Here is a 26144-nt window from a genome sequence, read left to right as displayed (position 1 = left end):
TAGGTTTACGTAGCGTTTCGCTTTATAATGGGTGCATAATTTGTATTTGGTTGAGAGTGTATGAAAGCCATTTTTATTAGTTTTTTAATCGTTTTTTCCAGTCTGAGCGCGGCCAACAATATTGACCTTGAGGCCAATATGAAAAATATGGGGCTTGCTTATAAAAACTCAGTGCGAGCAACTGATTTAGCCACCTTTAATACCGCTATCGATGAATTTATTGAGTTGTTAGAGACAGCCAAAACAGCTGATTTTAAACAGCATAAAACAGCGTCTTTAGAAGGGCTTGATAAAGTCATAAATCAAGCAAAGCAAGCTAAGCAACTTGCAACGACCCGTGGCCTTGAAGCTGCAAAAGCGCCGCTTAAATCTATTGATGAGCTACGTAAGAAATACCATGAGCTACATGAGCCGCCAGGTTTTTGGGAGTTGTTATTTGGTAAGTAAAGTTATTGAGTTAGATTTACTATAATTTTAAAAAGGTGCCGAGGCACCTTTTTTAACGCTTTTTCTTTTTACCCTGAACTGCCTTCAAGCGCGGATTGTCTTTATTAATAACATAGACACGACCTTTACGCTTTACGATTTGGCAGCCCGGGCGGTTCTTCGCGCTTTTTAATGAACTTAATACTTTCATGTTCTTACCTATAGCAACTACTTGCTCGCTAAGTTTTTGAAACGACGATTAAACGCAGCAACACGGCCATCGCTTGCAACGGCTTTTTGCTTACCGGTATAAAACGGGTGTGAATCGCTTGATACGTCAATTGGCACATAAGGGTAGGTTTTTCCCTCAAGTTCAATTGTGCGCGAAGTTTTAATTGTCGAACCAATAATAAAATAGCTGTCTGCCGCTGTATCATGAAACGCGACTTGCTGGTAATCAGGATGGATATTTGGCTTCATAATGGAACTCTTTGTTATGTGATAATGTAGCAAGTATAGAGTGGTTGACTATTTGGGTCAAGATAAAAATGATTCTTATTTATATTGGGTTGTCTTAATTTTGTACAAGCTGAACAATCAATAAGCAGTTAGATTTAAAAAGCTGGATATTGTCGGTAAGGCTGTTATAACTAGGTATGCGTGCTTATTTTAAAGAAGGATAAGGAAGTGAATGATAAAACTAGCCGTGAAGAACTAGATCAAAATGTAATGAACACGCTTCGCGATAAAGACCATTCTGTTTTAGCTAATCATGTAGACACCTTGTCGTGTACTCACAACGATATTATTGAGTTGTTGGCACAGTATTTAGCTCTGAGTGAACAAGATGATGATGAGCGTTTCGATACCTGGTTTGATAATCTAAGTAAAGAGCAACACACCGTTGTGAAGACTTTCGAAGTGTATCGTGGTCAGTACGAGCATTTAGATTCTTAATACTTGATCATGTTGTTTTTACATGAAAAAAGCCACCCGAAGGCGGCTTTGCTGATTAGCGCTAACTAATTAATCTAACATGTAAGCTCGCATGGTAATTTGCTCAGCTTGGCTTGAACCATAATCAGAAACAATCGTACGAATATGGACAAAGTCACCGACGTTGCCAGTATTAGGGATCGTAGCTACCCATTCACCGTCAATGTGTTCAACTTGTGCATCTAACCAGTTTTCGCTTGAGAACTTCGTTGATACAGGGCAATAGATATAAGCAGGCACGTTAGCAATCGTACATTCTTGGCCGTACGCATATTGGAACTGTACATCTGCCAGCGCCACTTCACCTACACCGTCCAATAAACCCGTTAACTTAACGTGAGCCGCGTCACCTGATTTCATGCTGTTGTTAATATCAACAGGTAAATCAACCATAGGCACTAAAATTGGCTGAACACCTTGTTGCTGCTCGTCAGCCGTAAATGTATAGAAACCTTGGTAAAGAGAACCTAGCTTATCATTGACTGGAGAGCGCTCACCAACACCACGGGCATAAGAACGCATTTCTAAGGTAATTTGATGAGAGCCCGGTTCAAGCGTTAACGTGCCTTGATACGGAAAGGCTGGCTCACCATTTACTTTTAAACCAAATGCTGAGCTACCCATAAAGCCAAAGATACCATCATGGTTTGCGGCATCTCCAAACGAAGCAAGATTAAAATAAAGGACATTGGTATCGCGGCTAATAATCGCTGAGCCACTGCTGCCTAAGCTACCAGCACGTGGACCTTTAAACCAAGTAGTGCTTTGCTCAGCACCTTCAGTCATAGCGCGTGGACCATCAAAATAAGCGCCAGCACTTTGAATTTGATAGTTTGGCATAACGACATTCGTCCATGCATTTTTTGTACTTGCTGTGTAATATTCATCACGCTGATGAGGCAACATAATTAACTGTGAGCTACCTGTTGAGTAGAACTCTCCGGTACTGTTGGTCATTGCCATAACATCAGTCCATGCCGGGCGCTCATCATTTTGCGAATGATAAGACGCACTCATTTTATGCATTTTATGCTCCGCAACATTGATTTGCCCAGCCTGAATTCGGCCATCAGTAATATGGTTGATTGAATAAGCATAAGGTGAGCGTTCAGCCGCAATACCAGACCAGCTAATGATATTGTTGCCAGCTTCGATTTCTGCCATTAAGGCTTCACCTTGTTCGGTACTAATACCAATCACGGGTACTTTTGGTGTGCCTGTGATTGCCCCTTTATATCGGCCGCCACGACCAGGACGATAAAAAATCACACCGCTGGCGCCATTTTTCATTGCATTACCGACCATGTAAGACGTGAGGTAATTAGGGTTAGCAATAAGCGCAATTTTTCCGTCTAACTCAAATTGGCTCCAGTCAGTGCTGTAACCAGCATCACCTACTGGCACTACTTCTGCAGAGCCTTCACCATGAAAAGACAGTGCTAAACCTTGTTTGATGTAATCAAGTTCAACCCCGTTTTGCATTTTGACGGTTGTTTCTGGAGCCACTGCGCGGGTGGTGATAAATGAGCGAAAACGGTCGTCATGACCTTGTGACCAAGCATACATATCATTTACGTAATCAGGAGCCATTTCGATAGCTGCAAGCTTCGCAACTTCTTGATCGTCAATCGCGTAAGTAAAGCCAAATGAATAACCTTGTGGATCAAGAGGCTGGTCAGCTTTAAAGGTGACAGGTTGAGCGTTACGTGCATCAAAGTTAATCTCTGTTTTGCCATCAATCTTACGATTTAATACAGCCATTTGTGCCGCTGATTCTACTAAACCAGAGCTGGTTTGCGGATTATCGTAAGTCATAATGTTAGCAATCAACGTATAGTAGCCAGCAGGTACATCGATATTGGCTTTACCCCCAGTGAGCCTAACAAGACTGCCCCAATCATCTTCTTCATTTATTAAGTAAAGCTTTGATGGCGAGCCGGCTTGATTACCCCAGCGATCAGTTAGGTTTACTGTTAAATTAACGTGAGGTTGGTCAATCCAAAATGACACTGGCACTGTCACTTGCTGATCAGTATTGCCAACGGTTGTGCCAGTGATACGACCTGTAATTGCACCATAAGCACTGTTATTAAGTGCCACACTAGGGTCAATCCACATAGGGACTTGAGCAACACCTTTGGCTGGGATTGTTACAGATTTAACATCTAACCCTGCCAAGGTCGCCGGTAATTGTGTTTTGCCATCTTCACCGATTAAATCTAATTTCAATTTTAATTTAATATTTTCATCAGACGTGTTTGTTAACGTGATCTGTGTTTCGGTAAATGCACTATTGGCATTATCAAAGTAGCCAAGTTCACGGTTTGCAGGGGCCACAATAGCTTGGTCAATGGCACGGTCGATATTCATGGCACCGGCACCTTGCTCAAGGACGTGGGAATCACTACTAAATACAGATGATGTAAGCACGTCTTTAATTTCTTTTGGCGTAAGGTCTTGGCGAGCTTGCATTACAATTGCAGCACCACCGGCAACATGAGGGGCAGCCATTGATGTACCTGAATACACGCGGTAGGCCGTATCACCTAAGCCACCAGAAGCCGCGGCAACCACAGAGACACCTTGCGAGGCAATATCTGGTTTTGCTGAGTGGCCATCTGGCGATGGACCGCGTGAAGAGAACGACGCCGTATTGCCATCACGATCAATAGCACCCACTGTTAATGCACTTGGCGCGCAGCCCGGTGAACCAATCGTTTCACGGGTAAAGCTATTGCCCGCAGAGATAACAAATAAAGCTTTATCGCTAAGCGCTTCAACCATCTCAACCAATGGGCCACTACAGGTTGTTGCTGTGCCACCCAATGACATATTTACAATGTCAGCTTGCTCTGAAAGCACCGCCCATTGCATGCCATTTAAAATACCGTAGGTTGATCCTCCTCCTGTATTACCAAGTACTTTACCGATAATTAAATCGGCGGCTGGTGCCACACCGACCCATTTGCCTGCTGACTCATGGCCATTGCCTGCAACGGTTGAGGCTGTATGAGTTCCATGACCATTTAAGTCATCTACACCGTTGCTCGAATACGTAAAATCACGTGATGCAATGACACGACCTAGTAAGTCTGGGTGCTCGGTGTCGTAGCCTGTATCAAGTACGGCAACTTTAATACCTTCGCCATTATAGTTAATCGCTGACTCACCATATGCGCCGGTTAGTGGGACTGTTGGAGTCAGTGTTTCTGACTGGGTAACCTTGTGAGCATGAACGACAGCATCAAGCCAAATACCTTCAACGTCAGCTTGTGCAACCAGGGTTTGCCAAGTTTGCGCTGCTTTGTCTTTGTTGATTGCAAATGCGGCGCTGTCGATTAGCTCAATTTCACCGGTTAATGACATACCAGCAAGCGTTGCTGGGACTGCAGGTCCTGCAAGGGTGCCGTCGCGGTATTCAACAATGACGGGGAGCGCGTCGGTTGATGCATCATCGTAACCCGATTCATATAACTTATTAATGTTAAATAACTCTAAATCGATCGCATTTGAATCAACTAAGGCTTGAGCATGGTTTGGAACAACATAGGTGTTGTTACCACGTTTAAAGATACTGGTGAATGTATCTGAACCATCTGCATTCACTAATCGAATGCCGCCTAGCTTGCCGTCTTTATTGACAACAGCCGACACTTTGTCCCCAGTGATCAAAGTGAATGTAAGGGCATCCGCTTTACTTTGTTGTGTAACAAATGATTCTTCTGCGGTTGCTGGTTGGGCAATCGATAAGCCGAGCATGGCTAAGTAGGTCGCCTTTAAGCGACCAAGCCTAGGAAAAGGTTTCATCTTTTCATCCTGTATTTTGATGTAATTAGTTTGGAAGAAAGAAGTTATTGCTAGGTGTCAAAATAACAAATATGACAAGAGCAATAACTCAACCAGACCAATCTATCGATCAAGCAGATGAAAACCTACAAAACAAAGGTAGCAAATTGTATTAACCTATTCATAACAAAATAAACACTGTTGTAACTTTGTGCGGTCATTCAGTTTCGCTTCATTTTAAGCGCAAAAATGAGAGGTTATTTTACCGATAGATCGTACTTTGCCACTACGTCATCAATATAACGATGGCGTAAGGTGTTTTTACCTTCGTTGCCCGTACCATGACTTAACGCGCGGTTCATTAATTTGAGCGCTTTATGTAAGCTTTGGCGCTCTTCCACGCTTAAACCTGTTTTAGTGCGTAGTTCAGTAATATCATCAATCAATAACTTAGCCACATCGAGCTGTACGGCTTCTTCAACTAAGCCATTTTGTGTTAGCACACCGTATTTACTGCATAAAAACTGCTGCCAAACTTGCTGTAAGTGCTCGTCAATTTCACTGCCAAATAATTCTTCATCGATAGCAAAGCCTTGCTCAGCAAGCTTACTGAGTTGATTTGAATATTGCTGAGCAAAATAATTAAATGCTTGGCAAGATGAGCTTATGTCATGTTTGATAATTAATTGCCCCCAGCTAGCGGCACCACGAGGGTAATAGTCTTGATATTCTTCGCATTGATAAATGCCCGAATACGAACTGCATTCTAATTGACTCTGCAAACAGTAACTCGGCTTTGGAAATAAACTACTTTGTTGCCATGCCGATAGCGTTTCCTCATCAATTGAGAGGGTATGGCACAGCTCTTCGGTGGTATAAAAGTAGGTTGCCAAAAATTTTGAAAGTTGCATTATCAAATACTCACAATAAATACTGTTAATTTATACAGTGTTTGATTTTGGCTTAACTTTGATTTTTTCTCAAGTATTTTTATTTATTGCAGCACACTACTCGGAAAATGCCTGTGTTTGTGATACAACTAGCGCAAATTTTCCAAACATTAAAAAAGTTATGCGCAACCTAGAAACAATTAAACAAGCAAGTTTGATCACCGCTATAAAAACACCTTATTTAACCAATGGTGAAATTGATCTTGCATGTTATGACGACCTTGTTGAACAGCAAATTGCAGCTGGTGTTGATGGCATTATTGTCGGTGGTACCACAGGTGAAGGGCAATTAATGAATTGGGAAGAACACTTAATGCTAATTGCTCACAGTGTTAGCAAATTCTCTGACCGTTTATTAATTGTCGGTAATACAGGTAGCAATAATACACGCGAAGCGATTAAAGCAACCGAGTATGGTTTTGCCACCGGTATGGATGCAGCGCTACAAATTAACCCTTATTACGGACGTACGTCGCTGGCGGGTGTGAAAGAGCACTTTAATCGTTTACTTGATATTGGTCCTGCGTTTATCTACAACGTAGCAGGTCGTACAGGCCAAGACTTAACACCCGATATCATTGAGCCACTCGCTAAGCACGAAAACTTTATCGGTGTAAAAGAGTGCGGTGGCAATGAGCGTATTGCTCATTATGAACAGCAAGGTATTGCTTGTTGGTCAGGTAACGACGATGAAGCGCATGATGCAAGACACATTCATAAAGCCCACGGTGTTATCTCGGTTACATCTAATATTATTCCAGGCTTATTCCGTCAGTTAATGGATGAGCAAAATGATGCACTTAATGCAAAACTACAGCCACTTATGGGCTGGTTATTCTGCGAGCCTAACCCAATTGCAATCAATACGGCACTTATTATGACAGGCGCGGTAAATCCTGTGTTCCGTCTTCCTTATGTGCCACTAACAAGTGCTCAGCAAGAAATCGGTTTAGGTTACATTAACGAACTTGATGTTGCTGATATAGTAGGCGAAAAAGCACAACTTTTAACCGAAAAAGACGTTATTTTACGATAAAAATGAATGAGTGCTTAATTGCGGCTGTAATTAAGCACCATTGTTTTACTTTTTTGTAGCTAATAGGTAAAATTAGCAATCGTTTGGCGTTATAAGAATAATATTTGTGAAATTTGTTGTTGATAATTTGAGTTTATGGGTTGCACCCGAGCAACAAATAGCAGAATTAAGCCATCTCAATCTTGCTGACCTTGATTTAAGCTGGGTTGCACCGATGCAGCGCCGCCGCTTAAGCCCATTTATGAAAATGGCGCTTCATACTATGCATCAAGCGCAAGGTCAGTATCAGCAGCTAGCTGTTAATTTTTCATCGCGTCATGGCGACTTACCAAAAACATCGCAACTGTTACATTCTCTTGTCGAACAAGAGCCTCTTTCTCCGACCGCATTTGGTTTGAGTGTACATAATGCTGCAACCGGATTATTTTCGATTATTGCAAAAAATAAAGCCCCGATGAATGCTATTGCTGGTGGTCAAGACAGTATTATTTCAGCCATGATAGATGGTTTTGCGCGTGTTCATAGTGGTATTGAACAGCAGATTTTGATTGCTCATGCCGAAAGTGTATTACCAGATGAGTACTTACCATTTAGCGATGAGCAACAAATTGCTCATAGTGTATCGTTCGTATTATCAACAGCGCAGACCGGTAAGCCGTATTTTGAATTAACGAAACTTCCTGAATCAGAACATACTCAAAGTGACTCGTGTTTACCACTGAGTTTGCAATTAGCAGCTGCTTTAACAAGCAAAGGATCACAATCGCTGCTTTCACATCAACAATCAGCTTGGATGCTACAGTACCATGGCGACTAACGTTTACATTAAGTTGAATAAAATTTGGCGGGTACTGGCAACCGGGTTTTGTTTTTCTGTATTTGGTTTTGGCGGTATTGTACTCACCTTGTTGGTTTTGCCTTTACAACGTTTATTTGAACCTTGCCAAGCGAAACGTAAGCAAAAAGCCCGTTTAACGGTTCACTATAGTTTTAAATTCTTTGTTGCCTTAATGCATTACACCGGTGCTATCCATTTCTCTGTGCAAGATAAACAGAAATTTCATGATCTTAAAGGGCAGTTAGTACTTGCCAATCATCCTTCATTAATTGATGTTGTGGTGCTGATATCTGTGATTAAAAATGCTGACTGCGTGGTCAAAGCACACCTATTTAAAAATCCATTTATGCGCGGTGTCATTAAAGGCACAGGTTATATTAGTAATGAAGACCCGCAAGAGTTACTTAATGATTGTGAAGCATCACTCGCTGCTGGAAATAACCTGATTATCTTTCCTGAAGGCACCCGCACAACCCCAGGTGAACAGTTAAAATTTAAGCGTGGCGCTGCGAATATTGCTGCGCGTTGTAAAGCCCCAATTACCTCAGTGCTGATTAGTATGAAACCCAGCACTTTGACCAAAGGCACACCATGGTATTGCGTTGCCGCAACAAAAGCGCATTTTGAGATGCGCTTTGCCACTGACCCATTTACGTTTAACGACACATTTAATAATGAACAACCCGCCATGCAAGCACGACAATTAACCCGTGATTTGCAACATTACTTTTCAGAGGAACTCAGGCACCTATGACTGAACTAAAGAACAAAATAAAACAATTAATCATTAGCAGCTTAGATCTTGAAGATATTACCGTGGATGATATTGAAAATGACCAACCTTTGTTTGTTGATGGTTTAGGCCTAGATAGCATCGATGCGCTTGAGCTTGGCTTAGCCATTAAAAAAGAGTTTAACGTTAAGATTGACGCAAACTCAGAACAAACAAAAGCCCATTTTGCATCGGTAGATGCATTGGCAGAATTTATTAACCAACACCAATCATAATACAGACTTAGAAGTAGGAATAAGCATGAAAACCGCTGCTGACATTTACAACGTTTTACAGGGCATTTTAGTAGATGAATTTGAGATCGATGCTGATGATATCAGCCTAGATGCGCACCTGTATCAAGACCTAGATCTTGATAGCATTGATGCTGTTGATTTAGTTGTAAAACTACGCGAAATCACTGGTAAGAAAATTGAGCCAGATGCATTTAAGCAAGTGCGTACTGTGCAAGATGTTGTAAACGAAGTAGAAAAACTCGTTTCATAAACATTACTATGCTCAAAGCGATAACCACAACACTGCTCTTAGTATGCTTATCTTTATACCCATTTATTGTGTATTTTGGATTACAGCATATCTCATTAAGGCAAGTGAGCTTGGTATTGATGGTATTGTTAGGTTTAAGGCTTTTACTTAGCAAGAAGTTACTGACATCTATGCCATGGATAAAGCCAGCCTCTATTTTGGCTATTATCGCTTTAGCAACAACGCAGTTTTTTAACAGTGATCTGGGCTTAAAGCTTTACCCAGTCATTATAAATACAGTAATGGCCATAACCTTTGCTTATTCGCTGAAAAGTGGCCCAACAGTCATTGAAAGTTTTGCTCGAATTAAAGAGCCTGATCTTGATGAAAAAGGGGTTAATTACACGCGCCAAGTTACTAAAGTATGGTGCGCGTTTTTTATTATTAATGGCAGTATTGCGTTATACACTAGCCTATTTACTTCGTTACAGACATGGACTCTGTACAACGGATTAATAGCCTATATTCTGATAGCTCTCTTAGGCCTTGTGGAATGGCTTGTAAGACAAAAGGTTAAAAGTAATGGTAGCGAGTAACCTGAAATTTCACCCAGAAGCTGCATTTGTTGTTGCAGGGCAGCCAATAACACAAACACAGTTTTTTGCTGATATTGCGGCTTATCAAAGTAAGCTCACAGCGCTTAAAGCTGGCAGCCATGTGGTGTTATTCCATCCTGATACCTACCAATTTGCAGTGCGCTTATTTGCCTTAGCGTGTAGTGGTTATAATGTTATTTTGCCACCTAATGGTCAGCACGAAACCTTAAGTTTATTGCTAGCACAGTCTGCTTTTTTTGCCGGCGATGCGACCAATATCGATGACGATGTGCTTTTTACTAACCTTGAGCACAGCCTTGGTCACACGCCCTTGCAAACTAACCGTTTACAATGGCCAACAAACACAGCGGTTATTTTTTATACGTCAGGCTCATCTGGACAATCTAAACCGATAGTAAAACCGTGGCGGGTATTAAATCGAGAGCTTGCAGTACTTTCAATGTCATTTGACTTACCCAGCCAGTTTACGTTTTTAGCAACCGTTTCGCATCAACATATTTACGGCTTATTATTTCGTTTACTTTGGCCGTTGGCGAAAGGCCATATAATTGATAGTGAACAAATTCAGTATCCTGAACATATTGCGCAAAGACTAAAAAATATTCGTTATGCAGCGCTCGTTTCAAGCCCTGCGCAACTTGGTCGTTTATGTGCTGATAATGTGTTAATTCCTGAACGCGACAAAATTAAGTGGTTATTCTCCTCTGGCGGACCACTCAACAACGAACATGCCGAAACTTTATTTAACCAGTTAGCTCGCCCTGCTACCCAAGTATTTGGTAGTACCGAAACCGGCGGTATTGCTTATCGACAAGTTACACAGGCAGCGGTTGATGTACCATGGCAGCCGTTTAATGGTAATTTTTTATCGCTGAATCATGAAGGGCGCTTGATGCTAGATTCTGCGATTTTAGAGCAATCGAATTTCCCTTTAGATGATAGAGCACTTATTCATAAAAATGGTCAATTTAAACTGTTGGGCCGTATAGACAGAACGATAAAAATTGAAGAAAAACGTTTAAACCTAGATGAGCTTGAGAGTTATCTGCAAAGTCACGACTGGGTAAAAGAAGCAAAAGTGGTGGTTATTCCAGCTAAGCGCGTGCAAATTGGTGCGGTGGTTGTACTCAGTGATGAGGCAAATAAAGAGCTTGAACAACAGGGGAAATTGGCAATTAACCGCGCTTTACAAGCACACCTCTCAAACCGCTTTGAACGTATTTGCTTACCACGTAAATGGCGCTACATCGATGCACTTCCTTTTAACAGCCAAGCTAAATTAAGTTTAAAAACATTGGAGCAGTATTTTGCCAAGCCTGAATAACGTGACCCCAAAGGTGGCCGTTTTATCACAAACAGAAACTAGCGTGAGTTTAGCGTTAACCATTGCGGCTGATTTAGATTATTTTCGCGGCCACTTTCCTAATGCACCAATTTTAGCAGGCGTAGTACAGCTGGATTGGGCTGTAAAATATGCTCAGCAATATTTGGGTTTTGGCAAACTAGTACAAGATTTAGAAGTGTTAAAGTTTCAGGTAGTAACAACCCCTGATATGACGGTAAACCTCACCCTTGAGCGCAATGCAAAAGGCAAATGTTTGTTTAGCTATCAATCAGAAAAAGGCCAGCATGCATCTGGTCGAATTGTATTTTGTGATTAAGCCATGAACCAGTTTTGTATTGTTATTCCTAATTACAATCACACCCATGCTATCGCGGCTGTACTCGATGAGCTAAAAGAGTTAAAGCTGCCGATAATCATGGTTGATGATGGCAGTGACGCTGATGCCAAGCAAGTATTTGCAAAGCTTAACGCACAGTACGACTTTTTAACCTTGATAAGCCATGCTGAAAATCAAGGTAAGGGTGGCGCAGTTCAAACTGGCTTGATGGCTGCCTACCAGCAAGGGTTTAGCCATGCCATTCAGGTTGATGCTGACGGCCAGCATTCGTTAGCAGATATTAGTAAGTTGATTGAACTAAGTAATGCATCACCTAACAAGGTGATCAGTGGTTGCCCTATTTATGACAGCTCCGTGCCTAAGCACCGTTATTTGAGTCGTTACATCACCCACTTTTGGGTTTGGGTTGAAACTCTCAGCTTTGATATTGTTGATTCAATGTGTGGTTTTCGGGTTTATCCCTTAGCAGCCGTTGAGCAATTAATGGCTAAGCAAACGCTTGGCAAGCGTATGGACTTTGATATTGAAATTTTAGTCAGGCTTTATTGGCAAGGTGTTAAAGTCACGTTTTTGCCAACCCAGGTCATTTACCCTGAAAATGGCGTATCTCATTTTCGAGCCTTACACGATAATGTAGGTATTTCTTGGCTGCACACGCGCTTATTCTTTGGCATGTTGCTACGCTCACCTAAGCTACTTTGGCGTAAGGTGGCAGGCTAATGGCTGTAAAGCACTGGTCAAAAATGCAAGAGCGTGGCAATCGCTTAGGCATGCAAATATTGCTCGTATGTTATCGCGTATTTGGTCGAAAAGGCTTGTGGTTGGTTTTGTTTCCGGTGGTATTTTATTTGTTTTTAACAGGCAAAACTGCCCGCCAAGCATCACATGCATTCTTAACCCAAGCGCGCAAGGTGAATGGCAATAGTAAAGCAGTTACTTGGCGCGATAGCTTTCGTCATTTTCGCTGCTTCGCTGACAGCGCCTTTGACAAAATAGATGCCTGGCTTGGACGAATTCAGCAACATAATATTCTTTACACCAACGAAGCGCTGTTTAAACAACTTGATGAGCAACAGCAAGGGGCTATTTTTATCGGCTCACACCTTGGTAACTTAGAGGTATGTAGAGCTCTTAGCCAACACCGAAACAGTAAAAAAATCAATGTATTGGTGTTTACGCATCATGCTGTTGAATTTAATAAATTACTGAAAAGTATTAATCCGGATGTTGCGGTAAACCTCATTCAAGTAACCGATCTTGGCCCTGATATGGCAATTATGCTCAAAGAAAAAGTCGAGCAGGGTGAAATTGTGGTGATTGTCGGTGATAGAACCAGTACCACCACCGCAGGAAGAGTTATCGAAGCTGACTTTTTAGGTAAGCCAGCCCCTTTTTCACAAGGGCCATTCATTTTAGCTGCGCTGTTAGATTGCCCGGTGTTTCATCTGTTTTGTTTAAAAGATAAGAAGTCCAATGGCGAAACATTTTACCGCGTGATTTTTGAAAAATACGCCGACAAACTCGTTTTACCGCGTAAAACGAGGCAACAAACATTACAACAAATTGTTAGCGATTATGCGCAAAGGCTCAGTTTTTATGCTGCGGCCTATCCGTATCAATGGTTTAATTTTTATGATTTTTGGCAAAATGACGAGCAAGTGTCTCGTAGTCAAAACAAGGAGAACTAAGGTGTCAGAGCACTCGACTACCGTTTTTGGCCAACAGCGTTTATCAATCGAAGATATTGTTCATATTGCATTAGAGCAAGGTGCTGTTGCGTTAACATCAGACCGTCAATTTGCTAATAAAATAGACAGCGCCGTGGCCTTTTTAGATAAGTTGCTTGAAGACGATGGCGTGATATATGGTGTTACCACAGGTTATGGCGACTCAGTGACCGTAAAAGTGCCACTTGATTTAGTCAATGAGTTACCACTGCATCTTACTCGTTTTCATGGTTGTGGCCTTGGCGATGTGTTTAATCAAGCCCAAGGGCGCGCTATTTTAGCGACTCGTTTAACTTCGCTTTCACAAGGTTATTCTGGCGTTAGCTGGGAGATGTTGAATTTATTACGTGACTTTTTAAATCACAATATCGTACCGGTGATCCCACAAGAAGGGTCTGTAGGAGCCAGTGGTGATTTAACGCCACTTTCATATGTAGCTGGTGCTATGGTTGGCGAGCGTGATGTGTATTACAAAGGCGAAATTAAAAACAGTCTAGAGGTGATGCAAGAACTTGGCTTACAGCCATTAAAGCTACGCCCAAAAGAAGGGCTGGCAGTCATGAATGGCACTGCTGTGATGACAGCTTTGGCATGCCTTGCTTATGATAGAGCTGATTATCTAGTTAAATTGACCAGCCGTATAACAGCCCTTGCAAGTCTTGCATTAAAAGGTAACAGTCATCACTTTGATGATATTTTGTTTTCAGTGAAGCCACATCCAGGGCAGCAGCAAGTAGCTGCATGGATCCGTGGAGACTTAAACCATGTAGAACACCCCCGTAATGCAGACCGCTTACAAGATAGGTATTCAATTCGCTGTGCTCCACATGTAATAGGTGTGCTGCAAGATAGTTTGCCGTGGTTTAGGCAAATGATTGAAAATGAACTAAATTCGGCAAATGATAATCCAATCATCGATGGTGAAGGTGAACACGTACTGCATGGTGGTCACTTCTATGGCGGTCATATTGCAATGGTAATGGATAGCATGAAAACTGCTGTTGCTAATTTAGCCGACTTAGCCGATAGACAAATCGCATCTTTAGTTGATACGCGCTATAACAATGGTTTGCCTTCTAATTTATCGGCGAGTAATGATGAACGTCGTTACATTAACCATGGTTTTAAAGCGGTCCAAATTGGTGCCAGTGCATACACGGCTGAAGCATTAAAACTGACCATGCCAGCAAGTGTGTTTTCTCGTTCAACCGAGTGTCACAACCAAGATAAAGTGAGCATGGGAACCATCGCTGCACGAGACTGTTTGCGTATCTTACAGTTAACCGAGCAAGTGGTTGCAAGTACTTTGCTTGCGAGTATTCAGGGTCTACGTTTACGTATTAATAGCGGTGAGCTTGAATTTGCTAGTTTAACTAGTGATGTACAAAGTATGTATCAAGACATTAGCGAGTTTTTTCCGCTGCTTGATGAAGACCGTCCTCTAGAGGCTGTTCTTCGCTTTACGGTTGAGGCTATTCAAACAAAACGTTGGAGTTTATATGCATAGTAGAGGCTCGTTGCTGAGCACTCATGTTGAGATTGAAATCCCTTTTCATGATTGCGATCCAATGAATGTGGTATGGCATGGTAATTACCCGCGCTATTTAGAAGTCGCGCGCTGTGAATTACTGCGTTTGTTTGATTATGATTATGTGCAAATGCAAGAGTCTGGCTATGCATGGCCGATTATTGACATGCATATTAAGTACGTCGGCTCTGCATTGTTTACACAAAAAATCCGCGTTGATGCCTACTTAAAAGAATATGAAACACGATTACGTATCGATTACGTAATCACTGATTGCGCTACAGGTAAAAAGTTAACCAAAGCAACGACTATCCAAGTTGCGGTTGATATAGAGAAAAAAGAAATGCAGTTTGTTTCGCCGCCTGTGCTACATGAAAAACTTCAAAAGGTGATTTAATGCGATTAAGTGTGTTGTTACTGAGTGTGCTAGTTCTTTTCCCTGTGTTTGCATCAAGCGCGGTGACAGAGCAAGGCACATTTAGCCAAGAGAAGCATTTTAAAGGATTTAGTAAACCTTTTATATCAACAGGTTCGTTTGAACTTGCTGAAGATGGCCTCACTTGGCAGGTTGGATCTCCGGTTAAAAGCACGCTATTAATCAAGCAAGGGCAAGTATATACCCTGAATGACCAAGATGAGCCGCAGCTACAAAAAGGCGCGGAGCCTTACGTTAATTTACTGCAAGCAATTTTAAAGCATGATGAAGTGGCACTTGCTGAGCAATTTACGATGGCAGAGCATGCAGAGTCCGGTTGTCAGACTTTATTGCCTAAAGATGACTTGCTAAAGCAGCTATTTAGTCAGTTCGAATTATGTGTAGCAGCAGAGCAAGTGAGCCGTGTGCGTCTGCAAGAAGCAAATGGTAACTTTACTGTATTACGCTTTGATTATCCTCATAAAGAGCAAAAACAGTGAAAGCATGGGGCCTAACGCTTGCTTGGCTGAGCCTATTAGTTAGCGCCTTAGTGGTTGTTTTTATTCTAAAACAGCCTACGTTGAATAATGATATTTTGGCTTTGTTGCCAAAGTCAGAACCGCGTTTACAGCAAGTAGAAGAACACTTTTTTTCAGCTAATAAACAGCAGTTAAGCTTTTCTTTTCGTGGTGAGAATGCAGTAAAAGCTTATGATGATTTACATCAGTGGCTGGCGAGTAAACACATTGAGCCTCGTTTTAAGTTACCTGAAATCTCCCAGTTGGCAGCATTTTATGGTCAGTACGCAGGGCATTTAGTTTCAGAGGAATATAAACACGCTATTGGCGATGCTAATCGCTTTCAACAGTATTACTTTAGTCAGTTGAGTAAAGTCGCTGATCCTTTTGTTTCAAGCACTATCAACCAAGACCCTACGCTTGCCACAGCGGGGTTCTTATCTGAGGCAATGGCACACATGCAGCAATTTGAGCTGCAAGATGGCCGAATTAACATTAACTATCAAGGTGATGAGTATTTAATGTTATTCGTGCAAAGTGCTGACAATGCCTTTTCAATAAATCAATCAATAGCTTTGAGCAATGAGATAGTTGCCAATATCGCTGAGCTTGAAAGCCGCTATCCCGATACACAAATTCGCTATGCCGGTGCTTTATTTCACACCGCAGCAAATGCGCAGCAAGCCAAATTTGAAATGACCTTGTTTGGTTCGGTGAGCTTGCTGGCGCTTATTGTGATGGTGGTGTGGGTGTTTCGATCGATAAACGCATTGTGGTTGGCCTCTGTAACCGTGATAAGCGCCGCTATTGGCGGCACCATTGCGCTGATCAGTATTTTTAGCCAAGTGCATGTATTAACCATGGTGTTTGCCGTGACACTGATTGGTATTGCCATTGATTATGCATTTCATGGCATGCTTGATTTAACCGAGCAGCCGCAAGGTTTTAGTCAAGGGCTTAAGCTGGCACTGTTGTTATCGTTACTAACCACCACACTCGGTTACGCGAGTTTGTTTTTCTCACCCGTGCAGTTACTCAGTCAAGTTGGCGTGTTTGTTGTTGCAGGGCTAGTTACAGCTTGGCTTTGCACCCGTATTTTATTGCCTTATTGGCAAGCAGGTTTAACCATTAACACTGCTGCGCATCAGTTAGCAAACATGTTAAGTGGTTATTTAAAACGCTTAACGCATTACCGCGTCGCACTCAGTATGCTGATGTCAGTGCTATTAAGTGCCTTTGCTTTACTAAAACCCCCTGTGATTAATGATGATGTAAAGCTGTTAAATGCAAGTCCTGCTGACTTAATGCAAAACGAAGCTTTGCATATGTCTTTATTAGGTAAAGATAATGGCCAAATCATGATTTTATTTGCTGATAATGCGCAGCAGTTATTAGTACAACAAGAAGCAGTAAAAGCAACTATACTCGGCCTTAATGGCCGTGTCTTGATGCTTAGTGACTTAGTGCCTAGTAAACAATTGCAACAGCAAAACTATGAGCAGTTGCATTCAGCCCAGCAAGCCATGAGTGTAGTTAGCCAAATGACAGGGATGCCTGTTGAGCTCTCAACATCAATGCTTGATCTAAACGCGGCACTTAATTCACCGTTAGCGCCGTTAATCGCTAACCAAGTGATCTCAAACAATACACTAACCGCAAGCTGGTTTATGGTAACCGGTGTAAATAAATCCGAGCTGATGGATTTAGCCAACGCTGACCCAGATTTAATTGTTTACGATAAAGTCGCGATGATAAGCGAAGGTTTAAGTCATTACTCAAATTCGTTACTGGTGACATTGGCCATTGCGATGACCTTTGCGTTACTACTCTTTAGCGTTAAATTTGGTTTTAAAACGGCGTGTAAACAAACGTTAGTACTTGTACTAACTACCGCAGCTGTACTGCTACTATGCAGTGCGCTGCAATCTCAGTTATCGATTTTTAATTTGTTAGGCTGTTTATTGATATTAGCGTTGGCAATCGATTACTTGGTGTTTTATCAGGTTAATAATTTAAGCTCGAGCAATGTACTCGCAATTAGTTTGTCAGCGGCATCATCGATGTGGGTATTTGGCATGTTGGCCGTTTCGAAAACACCGGCCATTTTCAGTTTCGGATTAACGGTATTAGTGGGGCTAGTTTGTATCTATATCCTGGCGCCGCTCAGTATTGCATTACCTAAAAATAAGGAAAAATAATAGGTGAATAATCAAGTTCAACAGGCTGATGTTGTTATTATTGGTGCTGGCCCTTCAGGTGCCGTGGCTGCCAGTTTACTGGTGAAAAAAGGTTGGCATGTAGTGGTGTTAGAGCAGCAAACCTTTCCTCGTTTTTCGATTGGTGAAAGCTTATTACCCCAGTGCATGAGCTTTTTAGCAGAAGCAGGCCTTGAGCAAGCGGTGCAAGCACAGGCACAATCACTTGGGTTTCAGTTTAAAAATGGTGCGGCGTTTCAGCGTCGTGGCGACCACACCACAATCGATTTTACCGAGAAGTTTAGCGAAGGCCCTGGCACGACTTTTCAGGTAAAACGCGCTGACTTTGATAAATGCTTAGCCGATGGTGCCATGCAGCAAGGGGCTGAAATACGTTACCAACATAGCGTGTTAGCGTTCACCGATTGTGAGGATGGCGCTTTACTTGATGTTACGGATGAAAACCAGCAAGGCTATCAAATTAAAGGGCGTTTTGTCCTTGATGCCAGTGGTTTTGGCAGGGTATTACCTCGCTTACTTGATTTAGAGTCAGCATCAAATTTCCCAGTACGTTGGGCTTTTTTCAGCCATTTTAAAGATAATATTAGCGATACCCAGTTTGACCGTGAAAAAATCTTAATTAATGTTCACCCAGAGCATAAAGATATTTGGTATTGGCTGATCCCATTTAGTGATGGTACGGCAAGCATTGGTGTGGTTGGTAAACCAGAGCAGCTTGAGGATAAACAACCACTCGCTGGTTTAAATGAATTTATTGAACAAGATAGCTATTTAAGTGAGTTATTAGCCAATCGAGAAGCTATTGGTGAAGCGCGTGCTATCAAAGGCTATTCGGCTAATGTGTCGAGCTTGTATGGTGAGCATTTTGCACTACTTGGTAATGCTGGTGAGTTTTTAGATCCGGTATTTTCATCTGGGGTGACGATTGCATTAAAATCAGCCTCATTGGTCGCTCCTTTAGTTGATAGCTACTTACGTGGTGAGCAAGTTGATTTCAAAAACGATTACAGTGAGCCTTTGCAACAAGGGGTTAATTGCTTTAGAACCTACGTCAGTGCTTGGTATGATGGCTCCTTTCAGGACGTGATTTTTTACAGTGAGAAAAACCAACAAGTGCGCGAGATGATCAGTGCTATTCTTGCTGGTTATGCATGGGATTTACAAAACCCATTTGTAAAACAAAGCAACAAACGCTTAAATACGTTGGTTGAATTATGTCGCGACTAACACGCTCTTTGCTCTTATCTTTGAGCATATTAGTGGCGAGTTGTGCCAGTGAATTTGCAGTAAAAACGGGCGTTGATTTAGCGCCAAATGCAGGGATTTATTTGCTTGATCCACCGCCGTCATTAGTTGCCGATAATTGGCAGCAAGTACTTGAAGTACACCATGGCGATGAGCAGCATACATTACTAGCGCAGCTGAGTTTAAACAGTGAAACGGGTATTAACTTGGCTGTTATGACGGCTCAAGGTATGCCAATCTTTCAGTTAGAAAAAGCGCCACTAGGGCCGATTAAAAGTGAAAAAATGCTCCCTATCAACGCGGTTGATCCTCGCTATATTCTTGCTGATATCATGCTAGTACACTGGCCGGTTACTGTGCTGAACTCGCAACTGTATGGTTTGAACTTGGTTGAACAAGGCTCGACACGGCGTTTATATCAAGGTGAACAGTTAATTAGTGAAATTCGCTATTTAGACGGTGCAACAGAACTTGTAAACTTTCAGCGGGATTACAAAATTAAATTTCAAAGGGTTAATTGATTATGCCATTTTGGCTTAACGACTTAGGTATTGTTAGTGCATTGGGGGTTGGTCATCAACAAACAATGCAAAGTATCAGCTTACAACCTAAACAAACACTCACAGAGGTGACGTCGCTTGCATTTGAGCAGCGCCCAACCTTTGTGGGTTTGGTTAATGAACTGCCATTAACAGCATCAATGCGATTTTATCAGCTAATCGATTTAGCGCTGGCGCAACTTGCTGACACATTAGCAAACATAGACATTCCGAGCAGCCGTATTGCTGTGGTGATTGGTACCAGTACTGCTGCAATTCAAGAAGGTGAAAGAGGCCGAATTGCCCATGCAGCTGAGGGAAAGTGGCCAGAGGAATTTGATTATTACGACCAAGCGCTCGTCGCACCTGCCAATTATATTGCCAAAAAACTCGCTGCGAAGGGGCCAAGTTACAGCATTTCAACTGCGTGTAGTTCAAGTGCCAAGGCGCTTATTAGTGCGCGCGCCATACTCAATGCCGATTTAGCCGATGTGGTAATTTGTGGTGGGGTAGATAGCTTGTGCCAACTCACTATTAATGGCTTTGATTCGTTATCGTCTATCAGCGATGAAATTTGTAAGCCGTTTAGTGGCGACAGAGCAGGCATCAATATTGGTGAAGCCGCAGCGTTATTTGTTATGAGTAAAGAGCAGCATACAAAACAAAGTATTGCCTTTTTAGGTGGTGGTGAAAGCTCCGACGCCCACCATATTTCAGCACCGATTGCAGACGGTTCTGGCGCTATTGCTGCTATGACAACGGCTTTGCAAGACGCGAATTTAACGCCTTCAGATATCGACTACATTAATGCCCATGGAACAGCCACACCGCAAAATGATGCGATGGAATCTCTGGCAATCAGTGAGGTATTTGGCAAAGATACCAAGGTCAGTTCTTCTAAACATTTGACCGGCCACACCTTAGGCGCTGCAGGAGCCTTAGAAGCGGGCTTATGTTGGCTCTATTTGGCTTACCCAGAATTTAATCAATTAGTATGCAATCAGGTTATAAAAGACGAATCATTGGCTGAAATTGGTTTAATAACACAACCAGAAACGGCAGAAATTAACACTTGTTTATCAAATTCGTTTGCCTTTGGTGGCAATAATGTCAGTGTAGTACTAGGACATCTAAATGAATCACTATAAAATTGAGCAAGTAGTCCCTCATAGCGAACCAATGATATTGCTCAATCGCCTATCCAATTACAGCGAAGAGTCAGGTTGTTGTGAAGTGGATATAAGTTCACACAGCCCGTTTTATGACGAGAGCTTAAATGGCGTTGCCAGTTATATTGGCTGTGAATATATGGCGCAAACTATCGCAGCGTATGCTGGTGCGTTGGCAAAAGACAAAGGAAATGAAGTACAAATCGGTTTTTTAATTGGTACGCGCAAATATAAAACCTATGCACCGGTATTTAAAAACGAGCAAACGCTTAAAGTCTCGGTGACAAAGTTATATCAAGAAGAATCAGGGTTAAGTGTATTTGAGTGTCAAATACATAGCGATGAAACATGTTTAGCAGAAGCAAAAATTAATGTTTTTCAACCACAAGACCCAATGCAGTTTATAAGAGAAAATCAATGACAAAACGTATTTTAGTCACCGGCTCAAGCCGTGGTATTGGCAAAGCAATCGCACTTAGATTAGCTAACGATGGCTTTGATATTGCTGTTCATTGTCGCAGTGGTGTGGCTGAAGCAGAGCAAACCTGTGAAGAAATCAGTGCGCTTGGTCGTCATGCTAGCTTATTGCAATTTGATGTTTGCGATAGAGAGCTTGCAAAACAACAAATTGAAGCTGATATTGCCGAGCACGGTGCGTATTATGGGGTGATCTGTAATGCAGGTATCACGAATGATATGGCGTTCCCAGCGATGCAAGGTGATGATTGGGATAAAGTGATCCGTACTGGCCTTGACGGTTTTTATAATGTGGTTCATCCAACGGTGATGCCAATGGTGCAAGGTCGTAAAGGTGGCCGTATTGTCACTATGGCGTCAGTGTCAGGGATTGCCGGTAATCGCGGGCAAGTTAACTACAGTGCCGCTAAAGCGGGCATTATTGGTGCGACCAAAGCGCTTTCGCTTGAGCTTGCAAAACGTAAGATCACCGTTAACTGCGTAGCTCCAGGATTAATCGAAACCGAAATGACAGACGATTTACCGGTTGATGAAATGCTAAAAATGATCCCATTAAAACGTATGGGGTCGGTTAGTGAAGTCGCGGGTACTGTGTCGTTCTTGTGTTCCGATGACGCTGCATATATCACCCGCCAAGTTATTTCTTTGAATGGCGGTATGGTGTAATGAAGCGCGTTGTTGTTACAGGCATGTCTGCCATTACTGCATTAGGTGATACCTGGGGCGAGTTTAAAACCGCTTTGCAAAAAGGTGAAAATGCTGTTCAGTACATGACTGACTGGGATGTGGCGCCTGAATTAAACACTCGACTAGCAGCACCTGTTACTCATTTTACTAAACCAAGCCACTATAAGCGTAAACAAGTTCGCTCAATGGGGCGTGTTGCTATGATGTCGACCCGTACTACAGAGCTTGCTTTAGAAGAAGCTGGGCTATTAGAGCACTCAAGTCTAACCGACGGCTCTACAGGTATTGCTTTTGGCTCATCAACGGGGTCAACGCCACCATTACTTGCCTTTGCAAAAATGATGGAAACCGGTGAAATGACAGGCGTAACGGCTACCAGTTACATCCAGATGATGGCGCATACAGCGCCTGTGAATGTGGGTGTCTTTTTTGGCTTAAAAGGTCGGGTGATCACTACCAGCTCTGCGTGTACATCAGGCTCGCAAGGTATTGGTTATGCTTATGAAGCGATTAAGTATGGTCGCCAAAAAGCCATGGTGGCTGGTGGCGCAGAAGAGTTATGCATCACAGAAGCTGCGGTATTTGACACCTTGTATGCGACCAGCACAAAAAATGATGATGCGAAAAGTACGCCACGACCATTTGATCAAAATCGTGATGGTCTGGTTATTGGTGAAGGTGCAGGCACACTCATTTTAGAAGAGTATGAGCATGCCCTTGCCCGTGGCGCGACCATTTATGCGGAGCTCGTCGGTTTTGGTTGCAACTCAGATGGTCAACATGTGACGCAACCTACCGCAGAAACAATGCAAGTAGCTATTGAAATGGCACTTAATGATGCACAGCTTACTGCCGACCAAATTGGCTATGTGAATGCTCATGGTACGTCAACAGATCGGGGTGACATTGCGGAGTCTCTGGCGACTTTCAATGCCCTTGGTAAGAAACCTATTAGCTCATTAAAGAGTTATTTAGGTCATACCTTAGGAGCATGTGGCGCCATTGAGGCATGGGCAAGTATCAATATGATGAATGATGGTTGGTTTGCACCTACTATCAATTTAACAGATGTCGATCCTGAGTGTGCTGATTTAGATTATATCAAGGGCGATGGCCGTGAAATGCAAACAGATTACATTATGAGTAATAACTTTGCGTTTGGTGGCATCAATACCTCGTTAATTTTTAAAAAGTGGCAAGCATGATCAAGCGCTGCATCATAAGTATTTTATTTATTCTAACTTTTAATGCTTATGCTGCAGAAGACAGTGTAGAAAAGGGCACTGCAAAAATGGAGTTCGGTGCAGGCCTTTTTTATGCTGATATCCCCCATTATTTAGGTTCAGATGAAAGTGAGCAATACCTATTGCCTGTGCCTTATTTTCGTTATCAAAGCGATAAAATGGCCATCGACCGTAATAACTTCACTGGCTTTTTGTGGCAACAAGAAAATCTCCATTTAGATTTATCTGCCAACGTAGGTCTTGCAGTAGACAGTGAGGACAACAAAGCCCGAGAAGGTATGGATGATCTAGATTGGGTGTTTGAATTAGGGCCTTCCCTTAATTACTACCTAATAGGTGAACCAAACGCTAAACAGCATTTGTATTTAAGCCTGTTTGCACGCAAAGCCATTGCGACAGATTTCTCAGGTATTGATGATATTGGCTGGCGTTATGGGCCAAGTGTGTATTATCGAGTGCCGATCATCGAAAAGGCGGATTCACAATTTTCATTAGCGTTTCGTGGCAATATCAACTTTGCTAGCGATAAATACCTTGATTACTACTATGGAGTGAGTGACTTACATAGCAATGAAACTCGCCAAGCATACTCAAGTCGTTCAGGTTTTTCTGGCGCTGATGTATCAATTGGGGTACATTTTGACACACCAAAGTATTGGTTAGGTGGTTTTGTTAAATATCATCACCTTGCTAACAGTCAACAAGATGCAAGCCCACTCGTTAAGCAAGATTATAATGTTTCGGTTGGTTTTGGTGTTGCATGGAAATTTTATAGAAGGAATTTTTAAATGAAGTTATTGACCCTTGCCTGTGTTTTAGCTGCTTGTTTGTTTTCAACAAACAGTTTTGCACGTGATGATATACAAACGCTACCTGTACAAGCATTACTTGAAACTAGCAAAGCGAAACAAGCGCTGTTAGATGTTCCGCTGTATTTTGCTGATCAAAGTCATAACAGCATTAAAACCAACTATGGTGAAGTGATCACCAACAAGAAAACCAACGCATTTAATAAAACTGACCGAGAAGCGTGTGAGTGGGTAATGCTGAGTGCTTTAAAAGCATTACAAGAGCGTGCTATTCGTGAAGGCATGAATGCAGTTGTAAATATTCAGTCGTATTACAAGAAGCGTGAGTTTGTTAGCCAAACAGAATATCAATGTGGTGCGGGCACATTTGTTGCTGGCGTGGCATTAAAAGGCACTTTAGTTAAGTTATAACTAACTAAAGTCATTTTTTTTCTGTATAATTTGCGACCCTTGATATGATGGCCGCAGGTTATACAGCATGAATTTTAAATCATTTAGTTTTTCTTCTGAGCTTTTACAGGCATTAGAAGAACTTAATTTCGAAACGCTTACTCCCGTTCAACGTAGTGCAATTCCTGCGGTAAGAAAAGGCAAAGACGTACTTGTTAGTGCGCAAACAGGCACGGGTAAAACCGCTGCATTTGCTTTACCACTTATCCAAAAATTATCAGAATCAGCGGTTAGTGAAAATAATGCACCAAGTGCATTAGTGCTTGCACCTACCCGCGAGTTAGCTGAGCAAATTGCTAATAATTTTAAAGCGTTTGCAAAATACACAGAACTCAAAACAGTGTGTTTGTTTGGTGGTATCAATCTAGCGGGTCAAGCTAACGATTTGAAAGCAGGTGTCGATATCGTGGTTGCAACACCAGGGCGCTTACTTGATCATCTGCGTTTAGGTAACATCAGCTTAGCTAATGTTAAGCATTTAGTGCTTGATGAAGCTGACCGTATGCTAGACATGGGCTTTATCAGCGATATGCAAACTGTTATTAATGGTTGTGATGAAGCGCGTCAAATCTTGTTGTTCTCTGCCACTTTCCCGGCGGCAATTAAACAATTTGCGAGTAAAGTACTAAAGCAGCCTGAAATTATTCGTGTTGATCAAACAAACAGTACTGCAGAAACAGTGCAACATGTTGTTTATCCAGTTGAAGAACGCCGTAAGCAAGAGCTTTTATCTGAATTGATTGGTAAGAAAAACTGGCAGCAGGTACTTGTTTTCGTAAACATGAAAGAAACTGCCGATGAGCTTGTAAAAGAGCTTAACCTTGATGGTATTCCTGCTGTTGTTTGTCATGGTGATAAAACCCAAGGTAACCGCCGCCGCGCTTTACGCGAGTTTAAAGAAGGTAAAGTTCGCGTGCTGGTCGCAACTGAAGTAGCTGCTCGTGGTATTGATATTGAAGGGTTGCCACGTGTGATCAACATCGATCTACCTTGGCTTGCAGAAGACTACGTGCATCGTATCGGCCGTACAGGTCGTGCTGGTAAGCCGGGTCAAGCAATTTCGTTTGTCAGCCGTGAAGAAGAAAACACTTTATTCGATATCGAAAAGCTAATCGGACAGCGCATCAAGCGTGTTGTTTTACCAGGTTACGAAGTAAGCAGCCGTGAAGTACTGATTGATAAAATTGGTAAAAAGCCGTCGCATTTACGTCGTAGCCGTACAAATAAGGCTTCGGGTCAGGCAACGGGTGAAGCGCGTGCAAAGAACCGTTCACGAATCGCAAATGTTCGCAAATCTTTGAAAGGCAATAAATTAAGCCTTAAAAAGTAATAGATTTCGATAACAAACGTATGAAAAGCCCCATTGCTGTTTGGCAATGGGGCTTTTTTGGCTCTTTTATTAGTACAAATGGAGTATTTTGTTAAATTTTACGACACAAAACTGAAAATTAGATTAACAAATGTACCTTACTGAATTACAATCGCTTTGAAATCAGTCAAGTAGCGTTTCTAGCGCGTCAGTGTCTAAATG

General features: G+C 42.1%; 29 protein-coding genes. 25 read left to right on the top strand and 4 right to left on the bottom strand.

Annotation, left to right across the window (positions count from 1 at the left end):
* Positions 1–60 precede the first annotated feature (60 nt).
* The gene (locus VRK28_RS03510) at positions 61–447 is read left to right on the top strand and encodes a cytochrome b562 (protein ID WP_062565726.1); all 387 of its coding nucleotides are present in this window, start codon (positions 61–63) and stop codon (positions 445–447) included.
* Positions 448–499: 52 nt separating this feature from the next.
* On the opposite strand, the gene ykgO is transcribed toward VRK28_RS03510, so the two are convergent.
* Together ykgO and VRK28_RS03500 are read right to left on the bottom strand one after the other, a co-directional pair.
* Complete coding sequence (gene ykgO, locus VRK28_RS03505) at positions 500–637, bottom strand: type B 50S ribosomal protein L36 (protein WP_058584105.1); 138 nt, start codon at positions 635–637, stop codon at positions 500–502.
* Positions 638–654: 17 nt separating this feature from the next.
* The gene (locus VRK28_RS03500; protein WP_058584106.1) at positions 655–906 is read right to left on the bottom strand and encodes a type B 50S ribosomal protein L31; all 252 of its coding nucleotides are present in this window, start codon (positions 904–906) and stop codon (positions 655–657) included.
* Between the two features lie 249 nt (positions 907–1155).
* On the opposite strand from VRK28_RS03500, the gene VRK28_RS03495 reads away from it, so the two are divergent.
* A complete protein-coding gene (locus VRK28_RS03495) occupies positions 1156–1383 on the top strand; it encodes a hypothetical protein (RefSeq protein ID WP_220095044.1) in 228 nt (75 codons plus the stop codon).
* Between the two features lie 69 nt (positions 1384–1452).
* On the opposite strand, the gene VRK28_RS03490 is transcribed toward VRK28_RS03495, so the two are convergent.
* Positions 1453–5229 (bottom strand): S8 family serine peptidase, encoded by a 3777-nt coding sequence (locus tag VRK28_RS03490; protein WP_332393350.1) that lies wholly within the window; start codon positions 5227–5229, stop codon positions 1453–1455.
* A 236-nt stretch (positions 5230–5465) separates the two neighbouring features.
* Positions 5466–6119 carry a DUF6058 family natural product biosynthesis protein gene (locus VRK28_RS03485; RefSeq protein ID WP_063527485.1) on the bottom strand — a complete coding sequence of 218 codons (654 nt, stop codon included), beginning with the start codon at positions 6117–6119 and terminating at the stop codon, positions 5466–5468.
* Between the two features lie 160 nt (positions 6120–6279).
* Here VRK28_RS03485 and dapA point away from each other — a divergent pair, with 160 nt between their 5' ends.
* The 23 genes from dapA (at position 6280) to VRK28_RS03370 (ending at position 25943) form a co-directional block, all read left to right on the top strand.
* Positions 6280–7194 carry a 4-hydroxy-tetrahydrodipicolinate synthase gene (gene dapA / locus VRK28_RS03480; RefSeq protein WP_332393347.1) on the top strand — a complete coding sequence of 305 codons (915 nt, stop codon included), beginning with the start codon at positions 6280–6282 and terminating at the stop codon, positions 7192–7194.
* Positions 7195–7300: 106 nt separating this feature from the next.
* Positions 7301–8011, top strand: coding sequence for a beta-ketoacyl synthase chain length factor (locus tag VRK28_RS03475; RefSeq protein WP_332393345.1), 711 nt, complete (start codon positions 7301–7303; stop codon positions 8009–8011).
* Positions 8001–8786, top strand: a complete 786-nt coding sequence (locus VRK28_RS03470; protein WP_175081622.1) for a lysophospholipid acyltransferase family protein — start codon at positions 8001–8003, stop codon at positions 8784–8786. Before VRK28_RS03475 ends, VRK28_RS03470 begins: the two co-directional genes overlap by 11 nt.
* A complete protein-coding gene (locus VRK28_RS03465) occupies positions 8783–9040 on the top strand; it encodes a phosphopantetheine-binding protein (protein WP_054554555.1) in 258 nt (85 codons plus the stop codon). Before VRK28_RS03470 ends, VRK28_RS03465 begins: the two co-directional genes overlap by 4 nt.
* 25 nt (positions 9041–9065) lie before the next feature.
* Positions 9066–9311: an acyl carrier protein gene (locus VRK28_RS03460; protein WP_054554554.1), complete on the top strand. Its 246-nt coding sequence runs from the start codon at positions 9066–9068 to the stop codon at positions 9309–9311.
* Between the two features lie 8 nt (positions 9312–9319).
* On the top strand, positions 9320–9886 hold the full coding sequence (locus tag VRK28_RS03455; protein ID WP_054562420.1) for a hypothetical protein: 567 nt from the start codon (positions 9320–9322) through the stop codon (positions 9884–9886).
* Complete coding sequence (locus tag VRK28_RS03450) at positions 9873–11231, top strand: class I adenylate-forming enzyme family protein (RefSeq protein WP_332393339.1); 1359 nt, start codon at positions 9873–9875, stop codon at positions 11229–11231. Before VRK28_RS03455 ends, VRK28_RS03450 begins: the two co-directional genes overlap by 14 nt.
* A gap of 43 nt (positions 11232–11274) precedes the next feature.
* Entirely contained in the window at positions 11275–11568 is a 294-nt protein-coding gene (locus VRK28_RS03445) for an ApeI family dehydratase (protein ID WP_269407184.1), read from the top strand.
* Positions 11569–11571: 3 nt separating this feature from the next.
* Positions 11572–12309, top strand: a complete 738-nt coding sequence (locus tag VRK28_RS03440) for a glycosyltransferase family 2 protein (protein ID WP_130167649.1) — start codon at positions 11572–11574, stop codon at positions 12307–12309.
* Positions 12309–13277, top strand: coding sequence for an LpxL/LpxP family acyltransferase (locus tag VRK28_RS03435; RefSeq protein ID WP_332393336.1), 969 nt, complete (start codon positions 12309–12311; stop codon positions 13275–13277). Before VRK28_RS03440 ends, VRK28_RS03435 begins: the two co-directional genes overlap by 1 nt.
* A gap of 1 nt (position 13278) precedes the next feature.
* Positions 13279–14823 (top strand): HAL/PAL/TAL family ammonia-lyase, encoded by a 1545-nt coding sequence (locus VRK28_RS03430; protein ID WP_332393334.1) that lies wholly within the window; start codon positions 13279–13281, stop codon positions 14821–14823.
* Positions 14816–15241, top strand: coding sequence for an acyl-CoA thioesterase (locus VRK28_RS03425; RefSeq protein WP_054554548.1), 426 nt, complete (start codon positions 14816–14818; stop codon positions 15239–15241). Before VRK28_RS03430 ends, VRK28_RS03425 begins: the two co-directional genes overlap by 8 nt.
* Positions 15241–15759, top strand: coding sequence for an outer membrane lipoprotein carrier protein LolA (locus VRK28_RS03420; RefSeq protein ID WP_332393332.1), 519 nt, complete (start codon positions 15241–15243; stop codon positions 15757–15759). Before VRK28_RS03425 ends, VRK28_RS03420 begins: the two co-directional genes overlap by 1 nt.
* On the top strand, positions 15756–17975 hold the full coding sequence (locus VRK28_RS03415) for an MMPL family transporter (RefSeq protein WP_332393330.1): 2220 nt from the start codon (positions 15756–15758) through the stop codon (positions 17973–17975). Before VRK28_RS03420 ends, VRK28_RS03415 begins: the two co-directional genes overlap by 4 nt.
* A 3-nt stretch (positions 17976–17978) precedes the next feature.
* Positions 17979–19220 carry an NAD(P)/FAD-dependent oxidoreductase gene (locus VRK28_RS03410; RefSeq protein WP_251601711.1) on the top strand — a complete coding sequence of 414 codons (1242 nt, stop codon included), beginning with the start codon at positions 17979–17981 and terminating at the stop codon, positions 19218–19220.
* Positions 19208–19759, top strand: coding sequence for a DUF3261 domain-containing protein (locus VRK28_RS03405; protein WP_063527232.1), 552 nt, complete (start codon positions 19208–19210; stop codon positions 19757–19759). The genes VRK28_RS03410 and VRK28_RS03405 overlap by 13 nt, the downstream gene beginning before the upstream one ends.
* Before the next feature lie 2 nt (positions 19760–19761).
* The gene (locus VRK28_RS03400; RefSeq protein ID WP_332393325.1) at positions 19762–20925 is read left to right on the top strand and encodes a beta-ketoacyl-ACP synthase; all 1164 of its coding nucleotides are present in this window, start codon (positions 19762–19764) and stop codon (positions 20923–20925) included.
* Positions 20912–21367 (top strand): ApeP family dehydratase, encoded by a 456-nt coding sequence (locus VRK28_RS03395; protein WP_062565713.1) that lies wholly within the window; start codon positions 20912–20914, stop codon positions 21365–21367. The genes VRK28_RS03400 and VRK28_RS03395 overlap by 14 nt, the downstream gene beginning before the upstream one ends.
* Positions 21364–22089, top strand: a complete 726-nt coding sequence (fabG, locus tag VRK28_RS03390) for a 3-oxoacyl-ACP reductase FabG (RefSeq protein WP_332393323.1) — start codon at positions 21364–21366, stop codon at positions 22087–22089. The genes VRK28_RS03395 and fabG overlap by 4 nt, the downstream gene beginning before the upstream one ends.
* Positions 22089–23315, top strand: coding sequence for a beta-ketoacyl-ACP synthase (locus VRK28_RS03385; protein WP_332393322.1), 1227 nt, complete (start codon positions 22089–22091; stop codon positions 23313–23315). Before fabG ends, VRK28_RS03385 begins: the two co-directional genes overlap by 1 nt.
* On the top strand, positions 23312–24142 hold the full coding sequence (locus tag VRK28_RS03380; protein WP_062565711.1) for a MipA/OmpV family protein: 831 nt from the start codon (positions 23312–23314) through the stop codon (positions 24140–24142). Before VRK28_RS03385 ends, VRK28_RS03380 begins: the two co-directional genes overlap by 4 nt.
* Positions 24143–24574, top strand: coding sequence for a hypothetical protein (locus VRK28_RS03375; protein WP_063527237.1), 432 nt, complete (start codon positions 24143–24145; stop codon positions 24572–24574). It begins immediately after the preceding gene.
* 67 nt (positions 24575–24641) lie between these two features.
* Positions 24642–25943 carry a DEAD/DEAH box helicase gene (locus tag VRK28_RS03370; protein WP_062565709.1) on the top strand — a complete coding sequence of 434 codons (1302 nt, stop codon included), beginning with the start codon at positions 24642–24644 and terminating at the stop codon, positions 25941–25943.
* The last annotated feature ends 201 nt before the right edge of the window (positions 25944–26144 follow it).

The organism is Pseudoalteromonas sp. P80D2, assembly GCF_036680945.1.
GTDB lineage: Bacteria > Pseudomonadota > Gammaproteobacteria > Enterobacterales > Alteromonadaceae > Pseudoalteromonas > Pseudoalteromonas shioyasakiensis.
This window is presented reverse-complemented; position numbering and strand designations above follow the sequence as displayed.